Source organism: Mumia sp. zg.B17 (genome assembly GCF_019550915.1).
GTDB lineage: Bacteria > Actinomycetota > Actinomycetes > Propionibacteriales > Nocardioidaceae > Mumia.
Genome location: NZ_JAHWCI010000006.1, coordinates 203,327 through 228,183, shown reverse-complemented (window position 1 = coordinate 228,183; position 24,857 = coordinate 203,327). Strand labels below are relative to the sequence as shown.

The following is a 24,857-nucleotide window of genomic DNA, read 5'->3' as shown; positions in this document are numbered from 1 at the left end:
GAGTGGTGGCGCGCCTTCAGATGGAGGTCCGTGAGGCAGTCCCCGGTGACGCCCGCAGCCTGATCGACCTGTGGTCGGTCTGCGTCGCGGAGGGCGCTGCGCTCGCCGACCCGACGCAGGTCGTGGCCGCGTGGGAGGAACCCTCGGAGGACGAGGCGCGGCAGGCGCTGACCCTCGTGGGCGACTCCACGTCTCGGCGGTTGTGCGTGGCGGTCTTCGGTGACCGGGTGGTCGGCGCCATCCACGTCGACCTGTCCCCGGCGACGCCGCTGCACCTTCGGACGGTCGTCGTCGTGAGCGAGCTGCACGTCGACCCGCGCTTCCGCCGCAAGGGCGTCGCCTGCGCGCTGATGAACGTCGCGGTGGACTGGGCCGAGCAGGTCGACTCTTCGCTGGTGTACGCGTGGGCGCCGTCGGACTCGCGCGACGCGCACCGCTTCCTCACCCGGCTCGGGTTCGGCCACTACGCCACCGTGCGTGCCGCGAAAGTGCGGGTCCTGAGGGCGCGCGCCGTCGGCCGTACGGGCGCCAGCCGGGGCACGGGGCGCCTGATCGCCGTGCGCCGGTCGCTGCGCCGTACGCGCGGGGAGCTCGCCGCGGTCCCCGCCGGCGACTGAGCCGGTCGGTCGAGGGAGGGGCCGGTCGGCCGGACGAACGCTGTCTGCCGCGCCCGTTAGAGTCGGTGCGTGGATTCGACCAGCACCGCTGACACCGCACCGGCCGACGACGCAACGGTCGACAACGGCCGTCTGCTCCTCATCGACGGTCACTCCGTCGCCTACCGCGCGTTCTTCGCGCTCCCCGTCGAGAACTTCTCGACCACCACCGGACAGCACACCAACGCGGTCTACGGCTTCACGTCGATGCTGATCAACGTGCTCCGCGACGAGCAGCCGACCCATCTCGCGGTCGCCTTCGACGTGTCCAGGCAGACGTTCCGCAGCGAGCAGTACGCCGAGTACAAGGCCAACCGCTCCAAGTCGCCGGAGGAGTTCAGCGGCCAGGTAGCCCTGGTCAAAGAGGTGCTGGACGCGCTGCGGGTGACCTATCTGGAGCTCGAGGGCTACGAGGCCGACGACATCATCGGCACCCTCGCGACGCGCGCCGAGCAGGACGGCTTCGAGGTGCTCATCTGCACCGGCGACCGCGACGCCCTGCAGCTGGTCACCGACCGCACGACCGTCCTCTATCCCCGCAAGGGCGTCTCCGACCTCGCGCGCATGACGCCGCAGGCGGTCCAGGACAAGTACGGGGTCGCCCCGGAGCGCTATCCCGACGTCGCCGCACTCGTGGGCGAGACCAGCGACAACCTCCCCGGCGTCCCCGGCGTCGGTCCCAAGACGGCGGCCAAGTGGCTCGCCCAGTTCGACGGCCTCGAGGGCCTGGTCCGCGACGCTGACAAGGTGCCGGGCAAGGCGGGGCAGTCCTTCCGCGACCACCTCGGCGACGTCGTGCGCAACCGTCGGATCAACGCCCTGGTCCGAGATCTCGACCTCCCCGTCACGACGGCCGACCTCAGCCTGCAGCAGTGGGACCGCGATGCCGTCCACCGCGTCTTCGACGGGCTGGAGTTCCGAGTGCTGCGCGACCGCCTCTTCGAGACGCTCTCGACCGAGGAGCCGGAGGCCGAGGAGGGCTTCGAGGTGGCCGGCGAGGTGCTCGGCGAGGGCCAGGTCGGCCCCTGGCTGGCCGAGCACGCGCCTCCCGGCGTCCGGGTCGGTGTCCAGGTGAGCGGCGCCTGGGGGCGCGGCACGGGGCGCGTCGATGCCCTGGCCGTCGCCACCGCCGAGGGCGCTGCCGCCTGGTGGGACGTCTCCACCCTCACACCGGCCGACGACACCGCGGTCGCGTCGTGGCTGGGTGATGCCGACCGGCCCAAGGTGATCCACGACGCCAAGGGGCCGATCCTCGCGCTGCGGGCGCAGGGATGGGCCGTGGACGGGATCGCCAGCGACACCGCGCTCGCCGCCTACCTCGCACGACCCGACCAGCGCTCCTACGACCTCGAGGACCTCGCGCTGCGCTACCTCAAGCGCGAGCTGCGGGTGGAGGACCACGGCGACCAGCTCACCCTTGACGTAGCCGACGACGCCGCGGCGCAGGACGCGATGCTCCAGGCGGCCGCCGTCGTCGAGCTCGGCTCGGCGCTGGACGCGGAGCTCGACAAGCAGGGTGGGCGCACGCTTCTCGACACCGTCGAGCTGCCCCTCGTCCAGGTGCTGGCCGACATGGAGGAGGTCGGGGTCGCGGTCGACGGCGACGCCCTCGAGTCGCTCGAGGACGAGTTCGCCACGCGGGTCCGCACCGCCGCCGAGGAGGCGTACGCGGTGATCGGCAAGGAGATCAACCTCGGCTCGCCCAAGCAGCTGCAGGTCGTCCTGTTCGACGAGCTGGGCATGCCCAAGACCAAGCGGACCAAGACCGGCTACACGACCGACGCCGACGCGTTGCAGCAGCTCTACGTCAAGACCGAGCACCCGTTCCTCCTGCACATGCTCGAGCACCGCGACGCCACCCGGCTGCGGGTGACGGTCGAGGGCCTGCGCAAGACGGTGGCGCCCGACGGTCGCATCCACACGACCTACAACCAGACCATCGCCGCCACCGGTCGACTCAGCTCGGCCGACCCCAACCTCCAGAACATCCCGATCCGCACGGCTGCCGGGCGCAGGATCCGTGAGGCGTTCGTCGTCGGCGAGGCGTTCGAGACACTGCTGACGGCCGACTACAGCCAGATCGAGATGCGGATCATGGCCGACCTGTCGGAGGATCACGGCATCATCGACGCCTTCAACTCCGGCACCGACTTCCACACGCAGACCGCGGCCCGGGTGTTCCAGGTCGACCCGGAGTCGATCGACGTGGGCATGCGCTCACGGATCAAGGCGATGAACTACGGCCTGGCCTACGGGCTCTCCTCGTACGGCCTGAGCCAGCAGCTGGGCATCGAGACCCGTGAGGCCCAGGCGCTCATGGACGAATACTTCGCTCAGTTCGGCGGGGTGCGCGACTACCTGCGAGGCGTGGTCGACGAAGCCCGCCGGACCGGGTTCACGGAGACCATCATGGGTCGCCGGCGTTATCTCCCCGACCTCACCAGCGACAACCGTCAGCGTCGCGAGATGGCCGAGCGGATGGCGCTCAACGCCCCGATCCAGGGATCGGCCGCCGACATCATCAAGGTTGCGATGCTCGGCGTGCACCGGGCCCTGCGGGAGTCGGGGCTGGCGTCGCGGCTCCTGCTCCAGGTCCACGACGAGCTGGTGCTCGAGGTGGCGCCGGGGGAGCGGGACGAGGTCGAGAAGCTCGTCCGCGCCGAGATGGCGGCAGCTGCGACCCTCGCTGTCCCGCTCGACGTGTCCGTCGGTGTGGGACGGTCCTGGCACGAGGCCGGCCACTAGCGCGGCACCGCCGGCTCAGGGGCGCGGCGATCGCACCAGCTCGGGCGTGCGGCCGGACAGGTACCAAGCCGCCGCTGCGACGACGGCTGCCGTGATGGCCATCGTCATCACCATGCCCGCGACGTGGAACGGAGCCACCAGGATCACGCCGGCGGCGATCCCGCTGGCGACCCACAGCACCGCCACGATGCCGTGCGAGCGGCGGGCGAGCGCGTCGAAGACCAGCAGCTGGACGATGGCGAGGATCGAGCCCTCGAGCGCGAACAGCCACAACAGGGGCTTCACCTCGGCGTACTGGTCGCCGCCGACCAGCACCAGGGCGAGCCACGGCATCGCCGCGGTGGCCGCGGTGGCACACAGGCCGACCACTGCGACGGCGCCGGTCGCGAGCCGGCGGGCCCGTTCAGGACGGGCCCGGGCGAGCCGCGGGAACGCCACGATGCCGACGAACTGGGGGAGGAACAGCGCGGCCTTGGTCAGGATCAGGCCGGCGCCGTACAACCCGCTGTCGTGCGGGCTCAGGGCGACCCGTGCCAGCAGCGCGTCCAGGTTGCTCAGGACCAGGTAGGCGAGCATGGCGTGGGAGCCGACCGTGACCTCCCACAGGTAGTTGCGCGCTCCCGACAGCCTGCCCGGCCGCAGGTACCGCAGGCAGACCAGCACCGGCAGCCAGGCGCCCACCATGATCCCGGCGACCGCCGCGGTGGGGGTGGCGCTGATCGCCATCGCGGCGGTGCCGAAGACCGCTCGGCCGACGCCGCTCGAGATGTAGATCGCCGACAGCGCCTTCCAGCGGTGCTGGCCCTGGGTGATGCCCGCAAGGGCGCCCATCAGCGTCAACGGAACGACCGCGGCCCCGCACAGCACGACCGGCCAGACCGAGTCGAGCTGGAGGATGCTCGACAGCACCGGGCTGAGCACGACCAGAACGAGCCCGACGCCCAGACCGAGCGCGGCCGAGGCCGCCGTGGCGGTCCCAGCGACCCGCTCGGCGCTGCCGGGGTCGACCGAGATCCGGCGTGCGGTCGTGGTCTGCACCGCCAGCGAGGCGACGTTGGCGACGAGGATGACGCCGAGCAGTGCGGTGAGCGCGCCGAACGACGACGGCACCAGCAGTCGCGCCGCAAGCAGCGTGAAGCCGTACGCGCCGACGTTCTGCACCGTCATGGCCACCGCGATCCTCCCGCCGGCGCTGACGTTGGCGGGCGCGCGGGACGGTTCAGCGGGGGGCCCAGACACGGACCCGATATAACCATGCGTGATGGGACGACGTCGTTTGGGGCGCGCCTGGCCGTGGGCCATGGCGCTGCTGATCTGCGCCCCGATGCTCGTCGGCGGCTACGTGCTGTCGTACGACATGGTCTTCGTCCCGCGCCTGGATCTCGGCCGTGCGGACGTGTGGGGGCTCGGGTCGGCGACCCCCCGAGCGGTGCCTTCGGACGCCGTCGTCGCGGTCCTCAACCTGATCGTCCCTGGCTGGCTGCTCCAGAAGGCGGTGCTGTTCGGCTCGTTGCTGCTCGCCGGGGTGGGAGCGATGCGGCTGCTGGAGCGGTTCGGCCTCGGCGCCCAGCTCGCCGGTGCCACCTGGTTCGTCTGGAACCCCTACGTCGCGGAGCGTCTCGTCATCGGCCACTGGCCCTTGCTGGTGGCTTACGCGGCGCTGCCCTGGCTCGTCGTGGCCTGCCTGCAGGTGCGCGCGGGCGAGCGGATGCGGTGGTGGCGGCTCGTCGTGCCGCTCGCCGCGACCGCGCTGTCGCCGGCCTCAGGGATGATCGGCGCGGTGCTTGCGGTGTCTGTCTGCGGCCGGCGATGGGGCCGGGGTGCGCTGCTCGCGCTGGTGCTGAACCTGCCCTGGATCGTGGCCGGGTTCGCCCACTCGGCGAGCGGACGCAGCGATGCCGCCGGCGTGGCGGCGTTCGCGTTGCAGGCCGAGGCAGGCCTCGGGCGGCTCGGCGCCGCGCTCAGCCTCGGGGGGATCTGGAATGCCGACGTCGTCCCGTCATCGCGGGACCTGGCGACCGCAACGGTCTTCTGTCTGCTGCTGTGGGCAGTGATGGCAGTGGGTGCCGTCGCCGCCTGGCGCCGTCCGCGACGGCGGACGATGGTCGTCGCGCTGGTCCCCGCGGCGGCGGTGGGGCTCGCGATCGCCCTTCTCGGGACGCTCGCCCCGGACCTGCTCGGCTGGTTGGTGGAGAACGTGCCGGGCGCAGGTCTGCTGCGTGACGGAGCGCGCTATCTCGCCCTGCTCGCGCCGCTGCAGGCCGTCCTCGTCGCCGCCGGCGTCGAAGCGCTCACACGACGCCTGCGCGAGCGCGTCGCCCGTTGGAGCGTGCTGGCCGTCGCCGTCCTGCTCCCGATCGCCGTGATGCCGGATCTGGCCTGGGGCGCGGGCGGGCGGCTCGAGGCGGTGTCGTACCCCGCAGAGTGGGAGCAGGCCCGTGCAGCCATCGCCGACAGCGACGTTGCCGGGGACTTGCTGGTGCTGCCGTTCAGTGCATTCCGCGCCCCGGCCTGGAACGGCGGGCGTGTCGTCCTCGACCCGGCCGGGCGCTACTTCCCGCGCGAGACCGTGGTCAACGACGACCTCGTGGTCTCCGGCGAGGTGATCGCGGGGGAGAACCCGCGGGCACGCGCCGCCGCTCGCGCTCTCGACTCGCCGGACCCGGCCGCCGCTCTGAGGGCGGAAGGGATCGGCCTGGTCCTGGTAGAGGAGGACGCCTACGGTGCCGACGATCTCGACAGCCTCCGCAACAGCCTGACCCCCGTCTTCACCGGCGACGACCTCACGGTCTACGCAGTGCCGTGACGGCGCGGCTCGAACCAGCGACCGAACGGAGTGTGCTACCCGAGGACGCCGAGGGCGAAGGTGATGAGCCAGACGACGCCGATCGACTGCAGGACCCGGTCGCGCAGCACGATGTCCTCCGGCTCACCCGCGAGCCCGCGGTCGATGTCCACGGCGTAGCGGAGCAGTCCGAGCACGAACGGCGCGATCGAGATGGTCTGCCAAGGGATGCCCGACTCGGGCGCGATCTCGAAGGCCCACAGGCAGTACGCGGTGATCGTGACACTCGCGGCCAGACCCCAGACGAAGCGCAGGTACGACTCGGAGTAGAGCGTGAGCGAGCGGCGGGTCCCGGCCTGGCTGCCGAGGGCATGGAACTCGGAGTAGCGCTTGCCCGCCACCATGAAGAGCGACCCGAACGCGGCGACCAGCAGGAACCACTGTGAGAGGGCGACACCGGTCGCCACACCACCGCCGACCGCGCGCAGCAGGAACCCCGACGCGACCACGGCGAGGTCGATCACGGCCATGTGCTTGAGCCACAGCGCGTACGAAACCTGGAGCGTGACGTAGACAGCCAGGGTGAGGCCGAGCTCCCAGGTCAGCCAGGACCCGATGCCCACGCCGACGATGGTCAGCACCACCGCCAGCCCGAGCGCGGCCGCCGGCGTGACCTCGCCGGCCGCGACCGGACGTGCCGACTTGACCGGGTGACGGCGATCCTCTTCGGCGTCGCAGACGTCGTTGATGAGGTAGACCGCCGCCGAGACCATGATGAACGCGACCAGCGCGACCGCGACCCGGCCGAGGACGTCCGGCTGGGCGAGGATTCCGGCCGCGAGCGGCGCCGTCACGACGATGACGTTCTTCAGCCACTGACGGGGGCGGGTGGTCGCGAGCAGGCTCGCCACCTGAGATCGGCGGGGTGTGGTCGTGCTCATGGTGGGCTCACACTAGAGGATCCCCTGCGACCCGAGGGCCTCGGTCCCGATGGTGACGTGCCGGTGGGTGTGACGTTGGTCATCGGCTGCGACTGACTGGTAACCTGGCGGCTCGGACTTCAGGAGGGAAGAACACGTGAGTAGTTTTCTTGGCGGTGTGGCTGCCATCATCGTCGGCGCCGGGCTCGGGGCGGCAACCGTCGTGGGCATTGTGCAGACCTCGGGTGCGGACGACAACCCGACTCAGCCGACCACTCAGGTCGTCGAGTACGGCAACAACGGCTGACCGACTAGCTCTCACCGAGAAGGCTTCGCCAGGAGACTGGCGAAGCCTTCTCGCGTCTGGTCCCAGGTGAACATCAGCGACTTCTCGTAGGCACCCTTGCCCAGGCGCGTGCGGTACTCGTGGTCGGTGAGCAACCGGCGTACCGCCGCCACGAACTCGGCGTGATCCTCCACGAGCACGCCGGACTCCTCGTGGTCGATGGATTCCTGGGTGCCGCCCGCCGAGCGGTAGGCGACGGTCGGCGTCGTGTGCGACCCGGCCTCTCCGACGACCAGGCCCCAGCCCTCCTTCAGCGAGGGGAGCGCCATCAGCCAGGAGCTCGCGTAGACCTCGTGCTTGGTCCGCTCGTCGACGAACCCGGTGAACACCACCCGGTCGGCCACGCCGCGCGCGCGGGCGTACGCCCGGAGCTCTTCCTCCCACCAGCCGTCTCCCACCACGGTGACCGTCAGGTCGGGCATCTCGGTCAGCTCGGCGACCGCGTCGATGGCGTGCTCGACCTGCTTGTGCGGGACGAGCCGGCCGACCACGCAGATCGAGGGGTGGAGACTGCGCCGGGCGTGAGTGACCGGCGTGGGGTCGGTGCCGTTGTGCACGATGGAGATCCGCTCGGCGTCCACGCCGAGCGCTACCAGCTCGTCGCGGGTCGCCGTCGAGACCGCGACATAGCGTGAGCGTCGGTAGAGCCGGGGTGCCAGCCGCGACTCGATCCACCAGCCGATCCGGCCGATCAACCCCGGGTAGACGACCGGCCACTGCTCGCGGTGGACGTGGTGCACCAGCACCACGACGGGCTTGCGGGTCGCGAGCCGGGTGAAGAAGGGGAGTCCGTTCTGGACGTCCACCACGACGTCGATCCGACCGAACCGGCGCAGCAGCAGCCCTAGCAGCGCGAAGGCGTACACCGCCATCTTGTCGCCGCGGCGGACGAAACGGACCCCGTCGCGGATCTCGTCGCGAGAGGCGTTCGGGTGCGCTGCGCAGAACAGCGTGACCCGGTGGCCGCGCGCGGCGAGGCCGCGCGCGACTTCCTCGACGTAACGCTCGGAGCCGCCACCCTCGGGGTTGCGGGTATCGCGCCAGTTGCAGATCAGCACGTGGCTCGTGGACATACAGGTGTTCTCCCTCCCAAGAGCGGCCCAGGTTACCAGCGAGTTAGGTACGTCACTGCGCGCTCGTGGCCGTCGGATATCGTCGGCGCCGTGACTGCACCGCCCCTCCACGCCCCGACCTCGCGCCCGACGCTGGGCCGGTCCGTCCAGCTCTTCCGCGCCCACAGGGTCGAGCAGACCGATCCCGACCACTTCTACGGGATGCTCGCGGCGGACTCGGTGGGGCAGCTGGCGCAGTACGCCGACCTCACGGGCGCCAGCGTGCTCGACGTCGGCGGCGGGCCCGGCTACTTCGCGAAGGCGTTCCGGGCGGTGGGGGCGACATACACGCCGCTCGACTCCGACCTCGGTGAGCTGTCCGGCCTCGGCGACCCCGAGCCCGGCACGGTGATCGGCAGCGGAATGTCGCTCCCGTTCCGCGACGGCGCGTTCGACGTCACATACTCGTCCAACGTGCTCGAGCACGTGCCCGAGCCCTGGACGATGGCTGACGAGATGCTGCGGGTGACACGGCCCGGCGGTCTGGTCTTCCTGTCGTACACCCTCTGGTTCGGGCCGTGGGGTGGTCACGAGACGGCGCCCTGGCACTACCTGGGCGGCTACCGCGCCGCCGACCGCTATGCGCGTACGCACGGCAAGCGGCCCAAGAACGACTTCGGCACCTCGCTGTTCCCCGTCACCGCCGGCGCGGGCATGCGCTGGGCCCGCACCCAGTCCGAGGCGGAGGTGCTGGCGTTGATCCCGCGCTACCACCCGCGGTGGGCGTGGTGGACCCTGCATGTACCGGTGCTGCGGGAGGTGACGACGTGGAATCTCGCGATCGTGCTCCGCAAGCGCTGACTCCCTCGACACGGTCGGCCCAGACACTCGCCTGGCGCTTCCGCCTGCTCGCGGTCAGTCTCGGGCTGTTCGCCCTCGCCTTCGTGCAGGCGCCGGGACGGGTCCTCACCGACACCAAGCTCGACCTCGTCGTCGACCCCGCCGGCTTCCTTGGACGAGCGCTCACCATGTGGGACCCCATCGGGGCGTTCGGCCAGGTCCAGAACCAGGCGTACGGCTACCTCTTCCCGATGGGGCCCTTCTTCCTGCTCGGCGACCTCGTGCAGATCGAGCCGTGGATCGTTCAACGACTGTGGTGGTCGCTGCTGCTGGTCACGGCGTTCCTCGGCATCGTCAAGCTCTGCGCGGCGATGCAGATCGGCGCACCGTGGGCTCGGATCGTGGCGGGGCTGGCGTACGCCCTCTCACCCCGCATCCTCAGCGTGATCGGGCCGAGCTCGATCGAGGTCTGGCCGATGGCGCTCGCGCCGTGGGTGCTGGTCCCGCTCGTGCTCGGGCTGCGTCGGGCCGACCCGCGCCGGATGGCGGCGCTCAGCGCACTGGCGGTCGCCTGCGTCGGCGGTGTCAACGCCGTGGCGACGTTCGCCGTGATCCCCCTTGGTGCCCTGTGGCTGCTGCTCGCGCCGGCAGGCCCGCGCCGACGGGCGATGATGATCTGGTGGCCGGTCTTCGTGCTGATGGGCACGTTGTGGTGGCTGGTCCCGCTGTTCGTGCTGGGCCAGTACAGCCCGCCCTTCCTGGACTACATCGAGAGCGCGTCGACGACCACCTTCGCCGCCACCGTCTTCGACGCTCTGCGGGGGACCAGCAACTGGGTTCCCTACGTCGACACCGACTCCCTCGCCGGCAACGAGCTGGTCCGCTCGATCGGACTGATCGCCAACGGCGCGGTCGTCGTGGCGCTCGGGCTGGTCGGCCTCGCCCGCCGCGGAACCCCGTACCGTCGCTTCCTCGTGAGTGGGCTCCTGCTCGGACTGGTGCTCGTCACGCTCGGCCACACCGGGACGGTGGACGGGTGGGGGTCGGCCACCTTCCAGTCCGTCCTGGACGGAGTGCTCTCACCTCTGCGCAACACCCACAAGTTCGACCTGTTGATCCGCATCCCGCTGGTGCTCGGTTTCGCCCACCTGATCTCGGGCCTGGCCACCGCGGCCGCCCGCAACCGCGAGAGCGACCGGGCGATGCGGCTGGGCGTCGCGGTGCTCGGCGTCGTCGCGGTGCTCGGCGCGACGGTGCCCGCCTGGACCGGCCAGATCGCCAACCGAGGCACCTACGAGAGCGTCCCGGGGTACTGGGAGGAGGCGGCCGACTGGCTCGCCGAGCAGGACTCCGACCAGCGTGCGCTCGTGGTCCCGGCTGCCTCGTTCGGCGACTACCTCTGGGGCAGCACCGGCGACGACGTGCTCCAGCCGCTCGCCCGCACGCCCTGGGCGACGCGCAACGCGATCCCTCTGGTGCCGGGCGGCAACATCCGCACGCTCGACGCGATCGAGCGCAAGCTGGCCAGTGGCGAAGGCTCGGCGGGCTTCCTGCGCTACTTGAAGCGAGCCGGGGTTCGCCACCTCGTCGTCCGCAACGACCTCGGCTTCGGTACCGAGCACACCGACACCACGCGGGTGTACTCGACGCTCGCCTCCACACCGGAGATCACCCTGGCCGCCCAGTTCGGGCCCACCCTCGGCAGCAAACCGCTCGTCACGGGGGAGGACGGCGGACCCGTCTGGGTCGCCGGTGGCTGGCAGGCCGAGCGCGCGGCGGTCGAGATCTTCAACGTCGGCGAGGACGACGCCGGCCCTGTGACCGTGCAGGACGCGGACAGCACGGCGGTCGTGGCCGGCGGCCCGGCGTCGCTGCTGACGCTCGACGAGATCGGCGACGGGCTCGGTGCCGCGGTGCTCGCGGACGACGTCGCGTCTGGTGAGGTGCCCGAGCGGGTCGTCCTCACCGACGGCGCCCGCCGCCAGGAGGCGGCGTTCGGCCGTGCGGAGCAGAACAGGTCGGCGTCACTCACCGCAGACGAACCGTTCACCCTGGACCGCCCAGTCCACGACTATCGCGTCAGTCCCGAAGAGGAACACGTCTCCGTACGGCGCCTGGAAGGCGCGCAGAGCATCACCGCGTCCTCGTCGCAGTCCGACGCGAACGCGCCGGGTGCCCTCGTGCCGGGCCAGCACCCGTGGTCGGCGTTCGACGGCGACCCGCTGACGGCGTGGAAAGCCGGCGCCGGTGACACCGGGACGTCGTGGATCGAGATGCGGCTGAGCGGGAGGACCGACATTCCGCGGGTGCGCCTCACCCTCGACAGCAGCGCGGAGCGTCAGCGCACGGTCACGGTGCACACCGACGCCGGCACCGTCGAGGCGGGGCTCCAACCGGGGGTGTCGGTGGATGTCTCGCTCCCCGAGGGGGCGACCCGGCGGTTGCGGATCAGCAGCGGAGCCTCCGCGTTCGACCCGCTGACGCTCAGCGAGGTCGAGGTCCCTGGGTTGCAGCTGTCCCGGCCGCTGGTCATGCCGCGGCTTGCCGAGAGCTGGGGTGCTCCGGAGCAGATCGTGATGGCCGTCGACCAGGCGGACCGCTCGGGCTGCCTGGTCGTCAAGGGCGCGACGCGGTGCGTCGAGGGTCAGCAGCGTTGGGGAGAGGACGGTCGTACGCTCGACCGGGAGCTCACGTTGAACGAGGCGGCGACGTACGAGCCGTCCCTCACGGTGGAGCCGGCCGGTGGCGCAGGGCTCGACGCGCTCGTTCAGGCCGGTCGCCTCGCAGGCGCCAGCGTCAGCTCGTACGCCGTCGAGGACGCGCGCAACAGCGCCGCACAGACGATCGACGGTGACCCCGCGACGGGATGGATCGCAGCAGCCGAGGACCTCGATCCCACCTTGACACTCCGGTGGGTGGGGGAGCGGCGGCTGTCGCGGTTGCGGGTCGAGACGAGCCGGCGCTTGGCGGCGTCGGTGCCGCAGGAGGCCACGCTGCGCTTCTCCGACGGCACGTCGCAGGACGTGACGTTCCGCGACGGCCTCGCACGTTTCACGCCGGTAGCCACGGAGTTCATCGAGATCCACTTCGGCCGCACCGACGTTCGCTCGAGTGCGGACGCGTTCGGCCTCACCGAGCCCCTTCCAGTGGGCGTGAGCGAGGCCGAGCTGCCTGGCCGGTTCCAGCTCTACCCGCAGCGACCGCGCGACGACGCCCCGATCGGCAAGTGTGGAAGTGGACCGACCGTGGAGGTGGACGGCAAGCGCATCCCGACGCGGGTGACCGCCACGGCGGCAGAGATCCTCGAGGGCGGACCGGTCTCGGCAACGTTGTGCGGGGTCCGCACGGTCGACCTCGCCGAGGGGAACCACCGGATCCGGGTCGTCGGCAACGACGCCTTCCGTCCGACCTCGCTCGTGCTGGGTTCGCTCGGCACCACGACTCAGGCGTCACCGGCGACGGCGTCGTCGTGGGGCAAGACGGAGCGGTCGGTCTCGCTGGACGGTGCCGACAGCGACGGTGACCGGCTCGTCACGGTCGCGGAGAACACGAACGCAGGCTGGCGGGCGCGTGACGGCTACCAGTCGGTCCAGGTGAACGGGTGGCAACAGGGATGGGTCGTGCCTGCCGGCACCGGCGACCTGTCGCTCGAGTTCGGGCCGAGCGGGGCGTATCGCGCCGGGCTCCTGGCGGGCGCTGTGGCCTTCCTCGGCCTGCTGGTGTCGGTGCTGCTGATGCGCAGGCGACGGAGCAGCCTTCCGCCTGAGCGCGGCTGCCGACAGGTCTGGGCATTGCCCGTCCTGGTGGCGACCGGCGTGGTGGTCGGGCTGCTCGCCGGGACGACGGGAGTGCTGGTCGCGCTGGGCGGGCTGGTCGTCGGCCTTGGCATCCGGCGGTTTTCGCCGGAGATCCTCGCCTGGGCGACGGGACTGCCGGTGGCAGTCGCGGCCGCCGGTTACGTCGTCCGCCCGTGGGGGTCCGGCGATGGCTGGGCCGGGGAGTGGGGGTGGCCTCAGCTGCTGGTCGTCTGCTCGCTCGGGCTGCTCGCCTCGTCGGTCGTCGCGGGAGGCGTGGTCGGTCGGCGGCCGAGGTTGCGCAGGCGCAGCGAGGGCACCTCGACCGCGCGGTAGATGATCTCGGCCACCACGATGCTGGCAGCGAGCGTCAGCACGAACAGCTCGAGGCCACGGCCCTGGAAGAGCTCCATGCCGCGCCACTCGAAGATGAGGAAGTGGATCGTCATGTGCATGCAGAAGATGCCGTAGGAGATCTGCCCGAGGTGCCGCATCCAGCTCACCGAGAAGATCCTCGAGAACACGGAGGTCTCGGGGGCGAAGACGCCCGGCAGGATGATCAGGGTGGCGATCAGGGCGTACAGAAGGTTGCGGACCACCCCCTCGCCCGCGGTCGGCACATCGAGCGTGACCGGTCCTGCGAGCGGCGTCGAGGCCACCGCGAAGAGCGCCGCCGCCGTGGCCCAGCACGTCCACGGGCTTCGGCCGAGCTGACGCACCAGGGCGACGATCTTGCCGTCGGTGCTGGGTAGCGACGCGATCGCCAGGACGATCCCTCCGGCGAACCAGCTCAGATAGCCGGGCAGCCACTGGTGGGCGAAGATCAGGTCGGCGTCGACCAGCGTGTAGCCGATCATGAGCCACCCGACGCTGACGTAGACGAGCACCATGGTCCACGAGATCAGGTCGCGCGCCGTCCAAGGACTGCGGCACAGCGTCCGGGCGACCACCCACGCCAGAGCGGGGAGCGCCAGGTAGAAGCTCACCTCGACCGCGAGGCTCCACATCTGTGCGAGGCCGTAGGGGAACGGCTGCGTCCCGTACAGCGTCGTCATCGTGAGGGCCTTCGCCCACTCGCCGAACGAGGCACCGTCGTTCTCGTCCAGCAGGAGCATCGCGGCGATCACCGCGATCCAGTAGGTGGGGAGGATGCGCAGGGCGCGCTTCCACAGGTAGCGCCCGGTGGACGGGAGCGACCTGCCGTCTGCCATCGCGGCCAGGAACGGACGTCCGAGCAGGAACCCGGAGAGCACGAAGAAGATCGCGACGCCGACGTCGAGGCGAGCCGTGAGCGCGCCCAGCTGTCCCTCGGTGTAGAAGCCGGCGATGAACGCCACATGCGTCGCGACGACGAAGATGGAGGCGACCGCGCGCAGGCTGTCCAGCACGGGGTAGACCTGCGGTTGCTCGCGTTCGTCGATCCGGTCGTTCACGGCTTCACCTCCACCGGGCCGACGGCCACCCGGTCCACGCAGACGTTGGCCCCACCTGCGTCGATGGTGAGGCGGTCGTACGAGCCGTCGGTCCGCAGGTACAGCGTGTGCAGGCCGCGCTCCAGGTGGACACGGTACGCGTTGTCACCGGCTGACACCGCGGCGTACCCGTCCTGACCTGCGAGGTAGCCGATCGCCATCCAGAAGGGGAAGTCGTAGGTGGCGCTCGCCAGCGGGATCACGACCGGGGTGTCGTCCCCCTTGAGCGAGTATCCGCAGCCGACGTCGGGGCCGGGGAGCGCGGTGGTCCCGGAGGCGATCTCTGCCGGCTCGAGCATGCCCTGGGCCGTGAAGGTCTCCAGGTCGTTGCCCTGGTCGGGAGTGGTGAACACGTCGCCGAGCGGTGCGAACATGCGCGAGGGCAGGTTGTACGGCGCATTGACGGACCACATCACGGCCTCGGGGACGGGCGCGTCGAGCAACGCCGGCCGGTCGGCCTTCGTGATCTCGTCGATCGCCGTCAGAGCGAAGTCCTTCGTCGGGTTGGTGTCGTGCCAGGGCCGGGCGTACGTGATCGACGACCAGACCGAGGCCGCGACGTACCCGGAGACGATCACGAGCACCGCACCTCGCGACAGCGAGGCGTTCACCAGCGGTTGGTCACGAGGCTCCGACGACTCCACCGCGCCGCGCAGCGGCATGATCGCGAGCGCCAGGACCAGGCAGAGGACGGCCGTGGCATCGGAGAGGTAGCGCACCTCCCGGCCGACGTCCCCGAAGGTCCCGGAACGGCCGACCGCGAGGATCGCGTAGGTCAGCAGGAGGTAGGGGACAGCGATCACCAGACCACGCAGCGCCCGGGTGCGGGTCGCATAGAGATAGCCCCAGATGCCGACCACGATCAGCCATGAGAGCGAGACCAGGAGCGTCGACGGCACGCTGATCGACCGTGGGCCCTGCCCCAGCAGCGCCCACGTCCAGCTGAGGCCGGTCAGCCCGGTGCCGAGGACGTCGACCAGCATCGACTGCGCGAGCGCGGCGTGGTCGGTCTCGCCGGCGTCCGAGCGGGGCATCCGGACCCAGTACATCGCGAGGTAGGCCGCGCCGAGCGCCGCGTACGTCAACCAGCCCCAGAAATAGCGGCGCACCACCGCGACGAACCGCCGCACGGGCCGGCCGCTGGCGAAATACAGCACCGCGAGCAGGCCGAAGACCATCGGGAGTGCGATCGCCTTCACGTAGAAGAGGAGCCCGACAGCGGTGAGGGCGGTCGCGACGAGCGCCCAGCGGTAGCGCCGGGTCCGCAGGTATGCCACGTGGGCGGCGACGCCGAGGAAGATGCAGGTGTGCAGCGGGAGCTGGTTGATCATCGCCGCATACCAGGTGAGCGTCGGGATGCTGAAGATCGAGAACAGGTAGAACGCCAGCGGGATCAGCATCGCGGGGCGGTCGCCGAACAGCTTGCGCAGCATCCACCAGCAGCTCAGGCTGGCCGCGGCCTGGAGCACGACGGTCTGGACGGCAGCCACCCACCACGCGAACGGGCCGGCCCAGGTGACCATCTTGACCAGCACGAAGCTCAACGGCATGAAGTGAACGTTGTGGGGCCGGAAGTACCAGGCGAGATCGTCCTCCCCGGCCGCGATGTCGCTGAGGAAGTGGAAGTCGTCCTCGAAGAACCAGCTGTCGGAGACGACCCAGGTCCGCAGCGCCAGCTGTGCGGCGATGAGCGTGAGAGCGACTGCCGTCACCTTCTGGGTGCGGGAGACGTCCGAGGGGATCCAGCTTCGGAGCGCGCGGCTGGTGTCCGCGGCGAGAGTGTTCACCGCACGGAGTGTAGCCGCGGCCACATTCTCGACTGCCACGGTTCCGGGCTCGCCCGCGGCACGATAACCGGCTTTGCCGAATCGTTGTAGACGGCGTGCCGCTGGGGCGCTACCGGCTGGTAGTGTCTGCCGCGTCTCATCGACTGTGAGGGAGTTCACGTGGGCAAGAAGACCGGGTTCGCTGCTGTTGTGATCGGCGCGTTCCTTCTGGTCTTGGCCGTTCTGGCCAAGACGTACGCGTACGACCAGCTGGCCGTAGTGCCGCTCGACCAGGAGTCCACGACGGTCTCCAAGACTGCCGAGGGCAAGGACGCGTCCTACCTGAACGTCGCCGCTCCGAGCGGCCCCGTGATCGAGTCGGGTCCGCTCGAGTCCCGTCGCGTCGTCGTCGGCCAGGTCGAGGCCGGCAAGGATGCGAGTGACGAGCTCGACAAGGACGTCGCGGTGTGGGACACGCTCTCCTACACGGCTCCTCCGGGCACGCCGGCCGAGGAGGCGCTCAGCGGCACGCGCGACGTGGTGCCGTTCGACCGCCACACCGGCGAGACGGTCCGGTGGGCCGGAGCCAAGACGGAGAGCACCGGCGTCGAGATCGAGCCGTTCAGCTTCTTCGGCAACTACTTCAAGTTCCCGTTCAACACGCAGAAGGAGTCGCTCGACTTCTGGGACGGCTCGCTCAAGAAGGCGGTGCCGGCCAAGTACGAGGGCACCGACGAGCTTGAGGGCCTCACCGTCTACAAGTTCGTCCAGACGATCGAGCCGACCAAGATCGCCGAGCAGCAGGTCCCGGGCAACCTCGTGGGCATGCCCGAGGCGTCCACCGTGGTCGCCGACCGCATGTACGGCAACGTTCGCACCCTGTGGGTCGAGCCGGAGACCGGTGTGATCATCAAGGGTCAGGAGGCCCAGCTCGCGACGCTCGACGTCGACGGCGAGACTCGCGCGACGATCACCGACGCGGAGCTGGCCTACGACGACGAGACGGTCAAGGCGACGGTCGACGAGTACAAGACGAAGGCCTCGCTCCTCGGGATGGTGCGCACCACCATCCCGCTGGTCGGCGCCATCCTCGGCGGACTGCTGATCATCGCCGGTGCGTTGCTGCTGCTCCGGGGACGCCGCGACGGTGACGACTCGACGCCCAAGCACACCTCGTCCGACGAGGACTCGCCGGCCGAGCCGTCGACCGCCAAGGCCTAGCGGTGTGACGTTGTCGTAGCGGCTGGCTACGATGACGGCGATGTCGACGCAGAGCACTGACCCCAGCCCACGAGACGAGCGCGCACAGGACCTGTGCGCGCTCGTCGACGTTTCCCCGAGTCCGTTCCACCTCTGCGCGGAGGTGGCCCGCAGACTCGGGGCGGCCGGGTTCGTCGAGGTTCGTGAGACCGAGGCCTGGCCGACCGAGCAGGGACGCTACTTCCTCGTCCGTGGCGGTTCGGTCGTGGCCTGGTCCACCGAGTCGGCGGCCGGACCTCAGTCGGCGTTCCGGATCGTCGGGGGGCACACGGACTCTCCCAACCTGCGTGTCAAGCAGCGCCCGGACCGCTCCAGCGCCGGCTGGGAGACCGTGGCCCTCGAGCCGTACGGCGGCCCGCTGCTCAACTCGTGGCTCGACCGCGAGCTCGGCCTCTCAGGTCGGGTGACCGTGAGGCGCGGGGGGCGCGCGGAGCATCTGCTGGTGCGCATCGACGAACCGGTGCTCACCGTCGCCCAGCTCGCGATCCACCTCTCGGAGGACCGCAAGGGCGTCGCGCTCGACCCGCAGCGTCATCTCGACGGCATCTACGGGGTGGGGGAGAAGGCCGACCTCCTGGCCGACGTCGCCGGCCGGCTCGATGTGGAGACAGACGCGCTCCTCGGCTGGGAGATCATGACGCACGACCTGGTGCCGAGCCAGATCTTCGGCCGGAAGGCCGACCTGCTGGCGGCTCCTCGCCTCGACAACCAGACGACGTGCTGGGCGGGGACGACCGCCCTCCTCGACGTGGTCGACCGGCCGACCGAGGGCGTCGTTCCGCTGCTCGTCCTCTTCGACCACGAGGAGGTCGGCTCGACCTCTGACCGCGGCGCCGACTCCGACCTCCTCGTGACCGTCGTCGAACGCATCGTCCTCGCCGCCGGCGGCACGCGTGACGACTACCATCGCGCGGTGTCGGGGTCCGTCGTCGCGTCGGGCGACATGTCTCACGCGACGCACCCCAACTACGCCGACCGCCACGAGCCGTCGCACCGGATCCTCCCCAACGGCGGTCCCGTCCTGAAGGTTCACCCCAACCTCCGCTACGCCACGGACGCGTCGGGCGCCGGCGCCTTCGCGCTCGCCTGCGAGCAGGCCGGCGTCCCGCTCCAGCGCTACGAGCACCGCGCCGACCTGCCCTGCGGGTCAACCGTTGGTCCGTTGACGGCCGCCCGCACCGGCATGACCACGGTGGACGTCGGAGCCCCGCAGCTGGCGATGCACGCGGCGAGGGAGCTGATGGGAGCGGCCGACCCGGCGATGTACACCGACGCGCTCGCGGCGTTCCTGGCCCCCGAGTACTGAGTGGTCCGCGGGCGTGTGTTAGCCCGCGTTGACCGTGTGACGAACGACCCCGTACCCTGGATGTGCGTTGTGGACTCGTACGGCCCCAGACCGAGCGGGTTCGTGCTCGCCAGCGTCTCCAGTCCTACCGCACGAGGTTCTCACGCGGCAACGACCGGCACGCTGCGATCCGGGTCCGCAGCCCCCCGCACAACTCCTATCCACCCATCGGAGCTCAATCCCATATGACGAGCAGCATCCAGGCAGCACCCGCGCCGCAGGTCGCGATCAACGACATCGGCAGCGAGGAGGACTTCCTCGCAGCGGTCGACAAGACCATCAAGTACTTCAACGACGGTGACATCGTCGACGGCATCATCGTGAAGGTCGACCGGGACGAGGTGCTCCTCGACATCGGTTACAAGACCGAAGGTGTCATCCCCTCGCGGGAGCTGTCCATCAAGCACGACGTCGATCCCCACGAGGTCGTCTCCGTCGGAGACGCCGTCGAGGCCCTCGTCCTCCAGAAGGAGGACAAGGAGGGACGTCTGATCCTCTCGAAGAAGCGGGCGCAGTACGAGCGCGCCTGGGGCGACATCGAGAAGATCAAGGAAGAGGACGGCGTCGTCGAGGGCACGGTCATCGAGGTCGTCAAGGGCGGCCTGATCCTCGACATCGGGCTCCGCGGCTTCCTCCCTGCTTCGCTGGTGGAGATGCGTCGTGTCCGCGACCTGGCCCCGTACGTCGGTCAGAAGCTCGAGGCCAAGATCATCGAGCTCGACAAGAACCGCAACAACGTGGTCCTGTCCCGTCGCGCGTGGCTCGAGCAGACCCAGTCCGAGGTCCGCCAGAACTTCCTCACGCAGCTCCAGAAGGGTCAGATCCGCAAGGGCGTCGTCTCGTCGATCGTCAACTTCGGTGCGTTCGTCGATCTCGGCGGCGTGGACGGCCTGGTGCACGTCTCGGAGCTGTCCTGGAAGCACATCGACCACCCGTCCGAGGTCGTCCAGGTCGGCGACGAGGTCACGGTCGAGGTCCTGGACGTCGACATGGACCGCGAGCGCGTCTCGCTGTCGCTGAAGGCGACCCAGGAGGATCCGTGGCAGCACTTCGCCCGGACCCACCAGATCGGTCAGATCGTGCCGGGCAAGGTCACCAAGCTCGTCCCGTTCGGCGCATTCGTCCGCGTCGAGGAGGGCATCGAGGGCCTGGTGCACATCTCCGAGCTGGCCGAGCGCCACGTGGAGATCCCCGAGCAGGTCGTCCAGGTCGGTGACTCGGTGATGGTCAAGATCATCGACATCGACCTCGAGCGTCGTCGTATCTCGCTGTCGCTCAAGCAGGCCAACGAGACCGAGGTCGCGCAGGACGCCGACGAGTTCGATCCCACGCTGTACGGCATGGCATCGTCCTACGACGCGCAGGGCAACTACATCTACCCCGAGGGCTTCGACCCGGAGACCGGCGAGTGGCGCGAGGGGTTCGACGACCAGCGGGAGACCTGGGAGCGGCAGTACGCCGAGGCCCACTCGCGCTGGGAGGCCCACAAGAAGCAGATCGTGGACGCCGAGGCCTCGGCCCGCGAGGCCGGCCAGCAGGCCGCGAGCGGCTCGTCGTACTCGTCTGGTGGCGCCAGCAGCAGCAGCAGCAGCGGCAGCACCGGCGGCGGCTCCAGCAGCTCGTCGTCCTCGTCGTCGTCCTCGCAGGACAACGGCCGGTCGACCGGCGGTGCGCTCGCCTCCGACGAGGCACTTCAGGCACTGCGCGACAAGCTGACCGGCGGCGAGTGATCACCCGCTCCCGTTGACATGCTGCACGAGGCCCCTGCCCATCTGGGCGGGGGCCTCGTCGCGTCCCACGGGCGGTAGGTAGCCTGTGCCCGTGCGCTTCATCCTCGACCCCCGGCCGGTCGACCACGACCCGGTCACCGATGTCGCGACCGCGCACGCCCTGCTCCGCCAGGCGTCCGACGGTGAGATCGGGCCGACGGTGCGCATCAGCGTCCCGGTGGGCCCCACCGCGGCGTTCGGACGTTCGGACGTCCGCAGGCCTGGCTTCGCCTCTGCGGCGCAGGCCTGTCGTGCCCTCGGCTTCGAGCCGATCATCCGCGGTGCGGGCGGCCGGGTGGCCGCGTACACCGAGCAGACCCTGGTCGTGGACCACGTCAGCCCCGACCCCGACCCGGGCACAGGGATGCGTGACCGGTTCCGTGACTACGGGGTCCTCCTGACCTCGGTCCTCGGCGAGCTCGGTGTCGATGCCCGTGTCGGTGCTGTCCCGGGGGAGTACTGCCCCGGCGACTACAGCGTCAACGCACGCGGCCTCGTCAAGCTGGTCGGCACCGCACAGCGCGTGGTGCGAGGCGCCTGGCTGTTCAGCGCTGTCATCGTCCTCGGAGACGCCCCGATGCTCCGCGCGGCGCTGCCGGTGATCCACAACCGCTTGGAGCTGCCCATGCGCCGCCGCTCGGTGGGCGCGGTCTACGACGAGGTGCCAGGCCTCGACGTCGACACCGTGGCGAGCACGTTGCTGCGTGCGTACGACCGCATGACCAGCGTCGACGTGGTCCCGCTCGACGACGCGACCCGCGAGCGTGCGGAGAGCCTGAAGAGCGACCATCGCGTGGGCGCTGACCCCGGCGCACGGCGGACCGCGTGATCCGCGTCGGTCTGACCGGGGGGATCGGCTCCGGCAAGAGCGCTGTGTCAACCCTGCTGCGAGACCGCGGCGCTGTCATCATCGACTCCGACGTGCTCGCGCGCGAGGTGGTCGAGCCTGGTACGCCGGGGTTGGCTGCGGTCGTCGAACGCTTCGGCGACGATGTGCTGACCGCCGACGGGCAGCTCGACCGTCCGGCGCTCGGCGCGCTGGTCTTCTCCGACCTGTCGGCTCGTCGAGACCTCGAGGACATCGTCCATCCGCTGGTCCGTGCTCGTGGCGCAGACCTCGAGGCCCAGGCAGGGCCAGATGCTGTCGTGGTCCACGACGTCCCTCTCCTCGTGGAGACGGGGCAGGCCTCTCGCTTCGACCTGGTCGTCGTCGTGGACGCTCCGGTCGAGGTCCAGATCGAGCGCCTGGTGACCCAGCGGGGCATGTCGCGCGAGGAAGCCGCGAGCCGGATCGCGGCTCAGGCGTCACGTGATGACCGACTCGCGGCGGCCGACGTCGTCATCGACAACACCGGCTCGCTCGACGACCTCGCGCGCGAGGTGGAGCAGCTCTGGACCACGCTCTTGAGCCCAGAGGTTGTCAGACACCGCCGATAGCGTCAGATCGCATGACGACCATCGCTGTGACAACGCCGACCGGTCACGTCGGGGCGCATGTCGTGCGCCTGCTCGTCCAGGCCGGCACGCGGCCCGTCCTCCTGTTGCGAGACGCGGCCAGACTCGACCCTGACCTCCTGCCCTACGTGCAGGTGAGGGAGGGAGACCTGCACGACCCTGACTACGTCGTGCGCGCGACCGAGGGCGTCGACGCCCTGTTCTGGGTGGATCCGACCGACCTGACCGTCGACGACCCCAATGCCTCGACACGAGAGCTCGCCGAGCACGCCGCCGACGCGGTGCGGCGCAACACGATCTCGCGGTTCGTGCTGCAGAGCAGCGTCGGAGCCGAGCGCCGGCAGGGCGTCGGACTCATCGACGGGCTGGGCGCTGCGGAGGACATCCTGGGCGCCACCGGCGTCGACCTGCTGGTCCTGCGCTGCGGCTACTTCTTCACCAACCTGCTCGACGACATCGACGCGATCCGTGGTGGTGTGCTCCTGACGGCGATGGCCCCCGATCGCCGGCTGCCGTGGGTGGCGCCGCGCGACATCGGCGACGTCGTGGCCGCTAACCTGCTCAGCGGACGGCCGGGGCGACGGATCCAGGGTGTGCACGGACCAGAGGACCTGTCGTTCTCCGACGTCGCGCGCACGGTGAGCGACGTCACCGGTCATCCCGTGGCCGTGCACCACGTCGAGGACGACGAGCTCTTCGCGATGCTCACGTCGGTCGGTCTCGGCAAGAGGGCTGCGCAGGGGATCGTGGGCATGACGTCGGGCATCCGCGACGGATTCGTCCCCGAGCAGCCCAGGGACGCCGTGACCACGACGCCGACGACGCTGGCCGCTTGGGCGTACGAGGAGCTCCGTCCCGCACTTGCCCCTCGCTGATCTCGCCGGGGCAGCGCGGTGCCTGGGACGACGAACGGGCCGGCGCCTCGACCCTTCGGTCGCGGACACCGGCCCGTTCGTCTGCGGACTCGCTGCGCCCCCGTCAGGCGGCGAGATCCGGGTCGGCGATCTTGCGGAGACGCTGGATCGCCTCTCGCTCGAGCTGGCGGACGCGCTCGGCGGAGATTCCGTGGCGCTTGCCGATGTCGGCGAGCTTGTGCTGGCGGCCGTCGAGCAGACCGTAACGGCAGCGGATGATGTCGGCCTCGCGCTCGCCGAGGTGCTCCACCAGACCCGAGAGGCGGTCACGGGACTCCGTGTCGAGCACCGCGTGGTCCGGGCCGGGCTGGGTCTCGCGGGCGACCAGGTCGCCGAGGGACGTGTCACCGTCCTCGTCCACCGGGGAGTCGAGGCTGACGTGATCGCGACCCCACGAGATGAGGTCGATCACCCGCTCGACCTGCATTCCGAGCTCTTCGGCGATCTCAGCCGGGTCGGGCTCGTGGCCCAGCTTGCGCTCGAGGTTGCGACGAGCGGCACCGACCTGGTTGAGCTCCTCCACGACGTGCACGGGGAGCCTCACGACACGGCCCTGCTGGGCGATGCCGCGGGTGATGGCCTGGCGGACCCACCACGTGGCGTAGGTGGAGAACTTGAAGCCCTTGAGGTAGTCGAACTTCTCGACCGCCCGGATCAGGCCGGTGTTGCCCTCCTGGACCAGGTCGAGCATCGGCATCTGCGAGCGACCGTACTTGCGGGCGATCGACACGACCAGACGCAGGTTGGCGGTGATGAACTCGTCGAGGGCGCGCTCACCCTCGGCGACCATCCACTCGAGCTCCTCCTGGGTCGCCGACTTCGGGGCTCCGCCCTTCTTGCGGCCCACGCGACCCTCGGCCAGGAGGTGCTTGGCAAAGAGTCCGGCTTCGATGGTCTTGCTCAGCTCGACCTCACGGGCGGCGTCGAGCAGAGGGGTGCGCGAGATCTCGTCGAGGTACATACCGACGCTGTCTCGTCCCTCGGCGCGCTCACGCACCTGAGTCGTTGCTGTCGTCACGCAGACCAGCTCCTTCACTTCGTTCTCGGCTCGATCCATCACAACGCGATCAGCCGCCGGTCGATTCCGTCTGGCACTGGAAAAGACGAACAGAGCGTGCTAAAGGTGCCGGTCTCAGGTGTTTCTTAGGCCATATCCCTTAAACCACGGGCCGCTCAGGGGTGGGCGACCGCGTATCGAGCGATCACGAACGGGTCGTCGTGACGAACGTCACGCAGCGTGAGGTCGAGGCGCCGGGGGAGGAGCGGCTGGCCTGAACCCAACGTGACGGGAGCGTACGAGACCTCGAGCTCGTCCAGGAGACCTGCGTCGGCGAACTGGCCGGCGAGCTCGCCCCCGCCGATCACCCAGACGTCCTTGTCGTCGGCGACCGCGAGCATCTCGGAGTGGACCGCCGCCACGTCGCCCTGGGCGAAGCGGATGTCGGCCCCCGGGACCCGCGGGAGGTCGCGATGTGTCATCACCCAGCTCGGTGAGGTGTAGGGCCAGGCCTGGGGGTTGTCGAGCAGGCTCTCGTGGTCGAGGATCCACTCGTAGGAGCTGGAACCCATCACCATTGCCCCGAAGCGCGTGGTGAGACCCTCCATCTCACCCGCGAGGTCCTCCGAGACAGGCTGGGAGAGCAACCAGCCGAGGTCGTGGTCGGACGTGGCGATGAATCCGTCGAGGCTGCTGGCGGTGTAGTAGATCGTCCGGGTCATCGGCTGATCGTCCCGGACA

19 protein-coding genes are annotated in these 24,857 nt (G+C 70.2%); 12 read left to right on the top strand and 7 right to left on the bottom strand.

Going from position 1 to position 24,857, the window contains the following annotated elements:
* The first annotated feature begins 5 nt into the window (after positions 1-5).
* Together KV097_RS09530 and polA are read left to right on the top strand one after the other, a co-directional pair.
* Complete coding sequence (locus tag KV097_RS09530) at positions 6-617, top strand: GNAT family N-acetyltransferase (protein ID WP_220344431.1); 612 nt, start codon at positions 6-8, stop codon at positions 615-617.
* Between the two features lie 69 nt (positions 618-686).
* Positions 687-3,401 (top strand): DNA polymerase I, encoded by a 2,715-nt coding sequence (gene polA, locus KV097_RS09525; protein WP_220344432.1) that lies wholly within the window; start codon positions 687-689, stop codon positions 3,399-3,401.
* A 15-nt stretch (positions 3,402-3,416) separates the two neighbouring features.
* Here polA and KV097_RS09520 read toward each other — a convergent pair whose 3' ends face one another.
* The gene (locus KV097_RS09520) at positions 3,417-4,568 is read right to left on the bottom strand and encodes a lipopolysaccharide biosynthesis protein (protein ID WP_220344433.1); all 1,152 of its coding nucleotides are present in this window, start codon (positions 4,566-4,568) and stop codon (positions 3,417-3,419) included.
* 94 nt (positions 4,569-4,662) lie between these two features.
* Here KV097_RS09520 and KV097_RS09515 point away from each other — a divergent pair, with 94 nt between their 5' ends.
* On the top strand, positions 4,663-6,207 hold the full coding sequence (locus KV097_RS09515; protein ID WP_220365748.1) for a hypothetical protein: 1,545 nt from the start codon (positions 4,663-4,665) through the stop codon (positions 6,205-6,207).
* Between the two features lie 35 nt (positions 6,208-6,242).
* Here KV097_RS09515 and KV097_RS09510 read toward each other — a convergent pair whose 3' ends face one another.
* Positions 6,243-7,127, bottom strand: a complete 885-nt coding sequence (locus KV097_RS09510) for a decaprenyl-phosphate phosphoribosyltransferase (protein ID WP_220344435.1) — start codon at positions 7,125-7,127, stop codon at positions 6,243-6,245.
* A gap of 157 nt (positions 7,128-7,284) precedes the next feature.
* Between KV097_RS09510 and KV097_RS19215 the strand changes: the two genes are divergently transcribed.
* Complete coding sequence (locus KV097_RS19215) at positions 7,285-7,413, top strand: hypothetical protein (protein ID WP_255559402.1); 129 nt, start codon at positions 7,285-7,287, stop codon at positions 7,411-7,413.
* An 11-nt stretch (positions 7,414-7,424) separates the two neighbouring features.
* Here KV097_RS19215 and KV097_RS09505 read toward each other — a convergent pair whose 3' ends face one another.
* The gene (locus KV097_RS09505) at positions 7,425-8,525 is read right to left on the bottom strand and encodes a glycosyltransferase family 4 protein (RefSeq protein ID WP_220344436.1); all 1,101 of its coding nucleotides are present in this window, start codon (positions 8,523-8,525) and stop codon (positions 7,425-7,427) included.
* A gap of 90 nt (positions 8,526-8,615) precedes the next feature.
* Between KV097_RS09505 and KV097_RS09500 the strand changes: the two genes are divergently transcribed.
* Together KV097_RS09500 and KV097_RS09495 are read left to right on the top strand one after the other, a co-directional pair.
* Positions 8,616-9,365: a class I SAM-dependent methyltransferase gene (locus KV097_RS09500; RefSeq protein WP_308289386.1), complete on the top strand. Its 750-nt coding sequence runs from the start codon at positions 8,616-8,618 to the stop codon at positions 9,363-9,365.
* A complete protein-coding gene (locus KV097_RS09495; RefSeq protein WP_220365747.1) occupies positions 9,332-13,474 on the top strand; it encodes an alpha-(1->3)-arabinofuranosyltransferase in 4,143 nt (1,380 codons plus the stop codon). Before KV097_RS09500 ends, KV097_RS09495 begins: the two co-directional genes overlap by 34 nt.
* Here KV097_RS09495 and KV097_RS09490 read toward each other — a convergent pair.
* Positions 13,357-14,571: an acyltransferase gene (locus tag KV097_RS09490; protein ID WP_220344438.1), complete on the bottom strand. Its 1,215-nt coding sequence runs from the start codon at positions 14,569-14,571 to the stop codon at positions 13,357-13,359. The two genes, KV097_RS09495 and KV097_RS09490, sit on opposite strands and share 118 nt — an antisense overlap.
* Positions 14,568-16,397: a hypothetical protein gene (locus tag KV097_RS09485; RefSeq protein WP_220365746.1), complete on the bottom strand. Its 1,830-nt coding sequence runs from the start codon at positions 16,395-16,397 to the stop codon at positions 14,568-14,570. Before KV097_RS09485 ends, KV097_RS09490 begins: the two co-directional genes overlap by 4 nt.
* A gap of 159 nt (positions 16,398-16,556) precedes the next feature.
* Here KV097_RS09485 and KV097_RS09480 point away from each other — a divergent pair, with 159 nt between their 5' ends.
* From KV097_RS09480 to KV097_RS09455, 6 genes are all read left to right on the top strand, one after another.
* Positions 16,557-17,597: a DUF3068 domain-containing protein gene (locus tag KV097_RS09480; protein ID WP_220344440.1), complete on the top strand. Its 1,041-nt coding sequence runs from the start codon at positions 16,557-16,559 to the stop codon at positions 17,595-17,597.
* Between the two features lie 40 nt (positions 17,598-17,637).
* The gene (locus tag KV097_RS09475; protein ID WP_255559401.1) at positions 17,638-18,942 is read left to right on the top strand and encodes a M18 family aminopeptidase; all 1,305 of its coding nucleotides are present in this window, start codon (positions 17,638-17,640) and stop codon (positions 18,940-18,942) included.
* Between the two features lie 224 nt (positions 18,943-19,166).
* Positions 19,167-20,711 (top strand): 30S ribosomal protein S1, encoded by a 1,545-nt coding sequence (gene rpsA / locus KV097_RS09470; protein WP_220365744.1) that lies wholly within the window; start codon positions 19,167-19,169, stop codon positions 20,709-20,711.
* Positions 20,712-20,802: 91 nt separating this feature from the next.
* Positions 20,803-21,579 (top strand): lipoate--protein ligase family protein, encoded by a 777-nt coding sequence (locus KV097_RS09465; RefSeq protein ID WP_220365743.1) that lies wholly within the window; start codon positions 20,803-20,805, stop codon positions 21,577-21,579.
* Complete coding sequence (gene coaE, locus KV097_RS09460) at positions 21,576-22,187, top strand: dephospho-CoA kinase (RefSeq protein WP_220347080.1); 612 nt, start codon at positions 21,576-21,578, stop codon at positions 22,185-22,187. Before KV097_RS09465 ends, coaE begins: the two co-directional genes overlap by 4 nt.
* 11 nt (positions 22,188-22,198) lie before the next feature.
* Positions 22,199-23,080: an NAD(P)H-binding protein gene (locus KV097_RS09455; protein ID WP_220365742.1), complete on the top strand. Its 882-nt coding sequence runs from the start codon at positions 22,199-22,201 to the stop codon at positions 23,078-23,080.
* Positions 23,081-23,183: 103 nt separating this feature from the next.
* On the opposite strand, the gene KV097_RS09450 is transcribed toward KV097_RS09455, so the two are convergent.
* A complete protein-coding gene (locus tag KV097_RS09450) occupies positions 23,184-24,080 on the bottom strand; it encodes an RNA polymerase sigma factor RpoD/SigA (RefSeq protein WP_220347200.1) in 897 nt (298 codons plus the stop codon).
* A 212-nt stretch (positions 24,081-24,292) separates the two neighbouring features.
* On the bottom strand, positions 24,293-24,838 hold the full coding sequence (locus KV097_RS09445; RefSeq protein ID WP_220347082.1) for a dihydrofolate reductase family protein: 546 nt from the start codon (positions 24,836-24,838) through the stop codon (positions 24,293-24,295).
* Positions 24,839-24,857 lie beyond the last annotated feature (19 nt).

Coding starts and splice junctions, on each gene's coding strand:
- KV097_RS09520 (WP_220344433.1), bottom strand. CDS start 4,568: ATGACGGTGCAGAACGTCGGCGCGTACGGCTTCACGCTGCTTGCGGCG.
- KV097_RS09515 (WP_220365748.1), top strand. CDS start 4,663: ATGGGACGACGTCGTTTGGGGCGCGCCTGGCCGTGGGCCATGGCGCTG.
- KV097_RS09510 (WP_220344435.1), bottom strand. CDS start 7,127: ATGAGCACGACCACACCCCGCCGATCTCAGGTGGCGAGCCTGCTCGCG.
- KV097_RS09505 (WP_220344436.1), bottom strand. CDS start 8,525: ATGTCCACGAGCCACGTGCTGATCTGCAACTGGCGCGATACCCGCAAC.
- KV097_RS09475 (WP_255559401.1), top strand. CDS start 17,638: ATGTCGACGCAGAGCACTGACCCCAGCCCACGAGACGAGCGCGCACAG.
- rpsA (WP_220365744.1), top strand. CDS start 19,167: ATGACGAGCAGCATCCAGGCAGCACCCGCGCCGCAGGTCGCGATCAAC.
- KV097_RS09455 (WP_220365742.1), top strand. CDS start 22,199: ATGACGACCATCGCTGTGACAACGCCGACCGGTCACGTCGGGGCGCAT.
- KV097_RS09450 (WP_220347200.1), bottom strand. CDS start 24,080: ATGTACCTCGACGAGATCTCGCGCACCCCTCTGCTCGACGCCGCCCGT.
- KV097_RS09445 (WP_220347082.1), bottom strand. CDS start 24,838: ATGACCCGGACGATCTACTACACCGCCAGCAGCCTCGACGGATTCATC.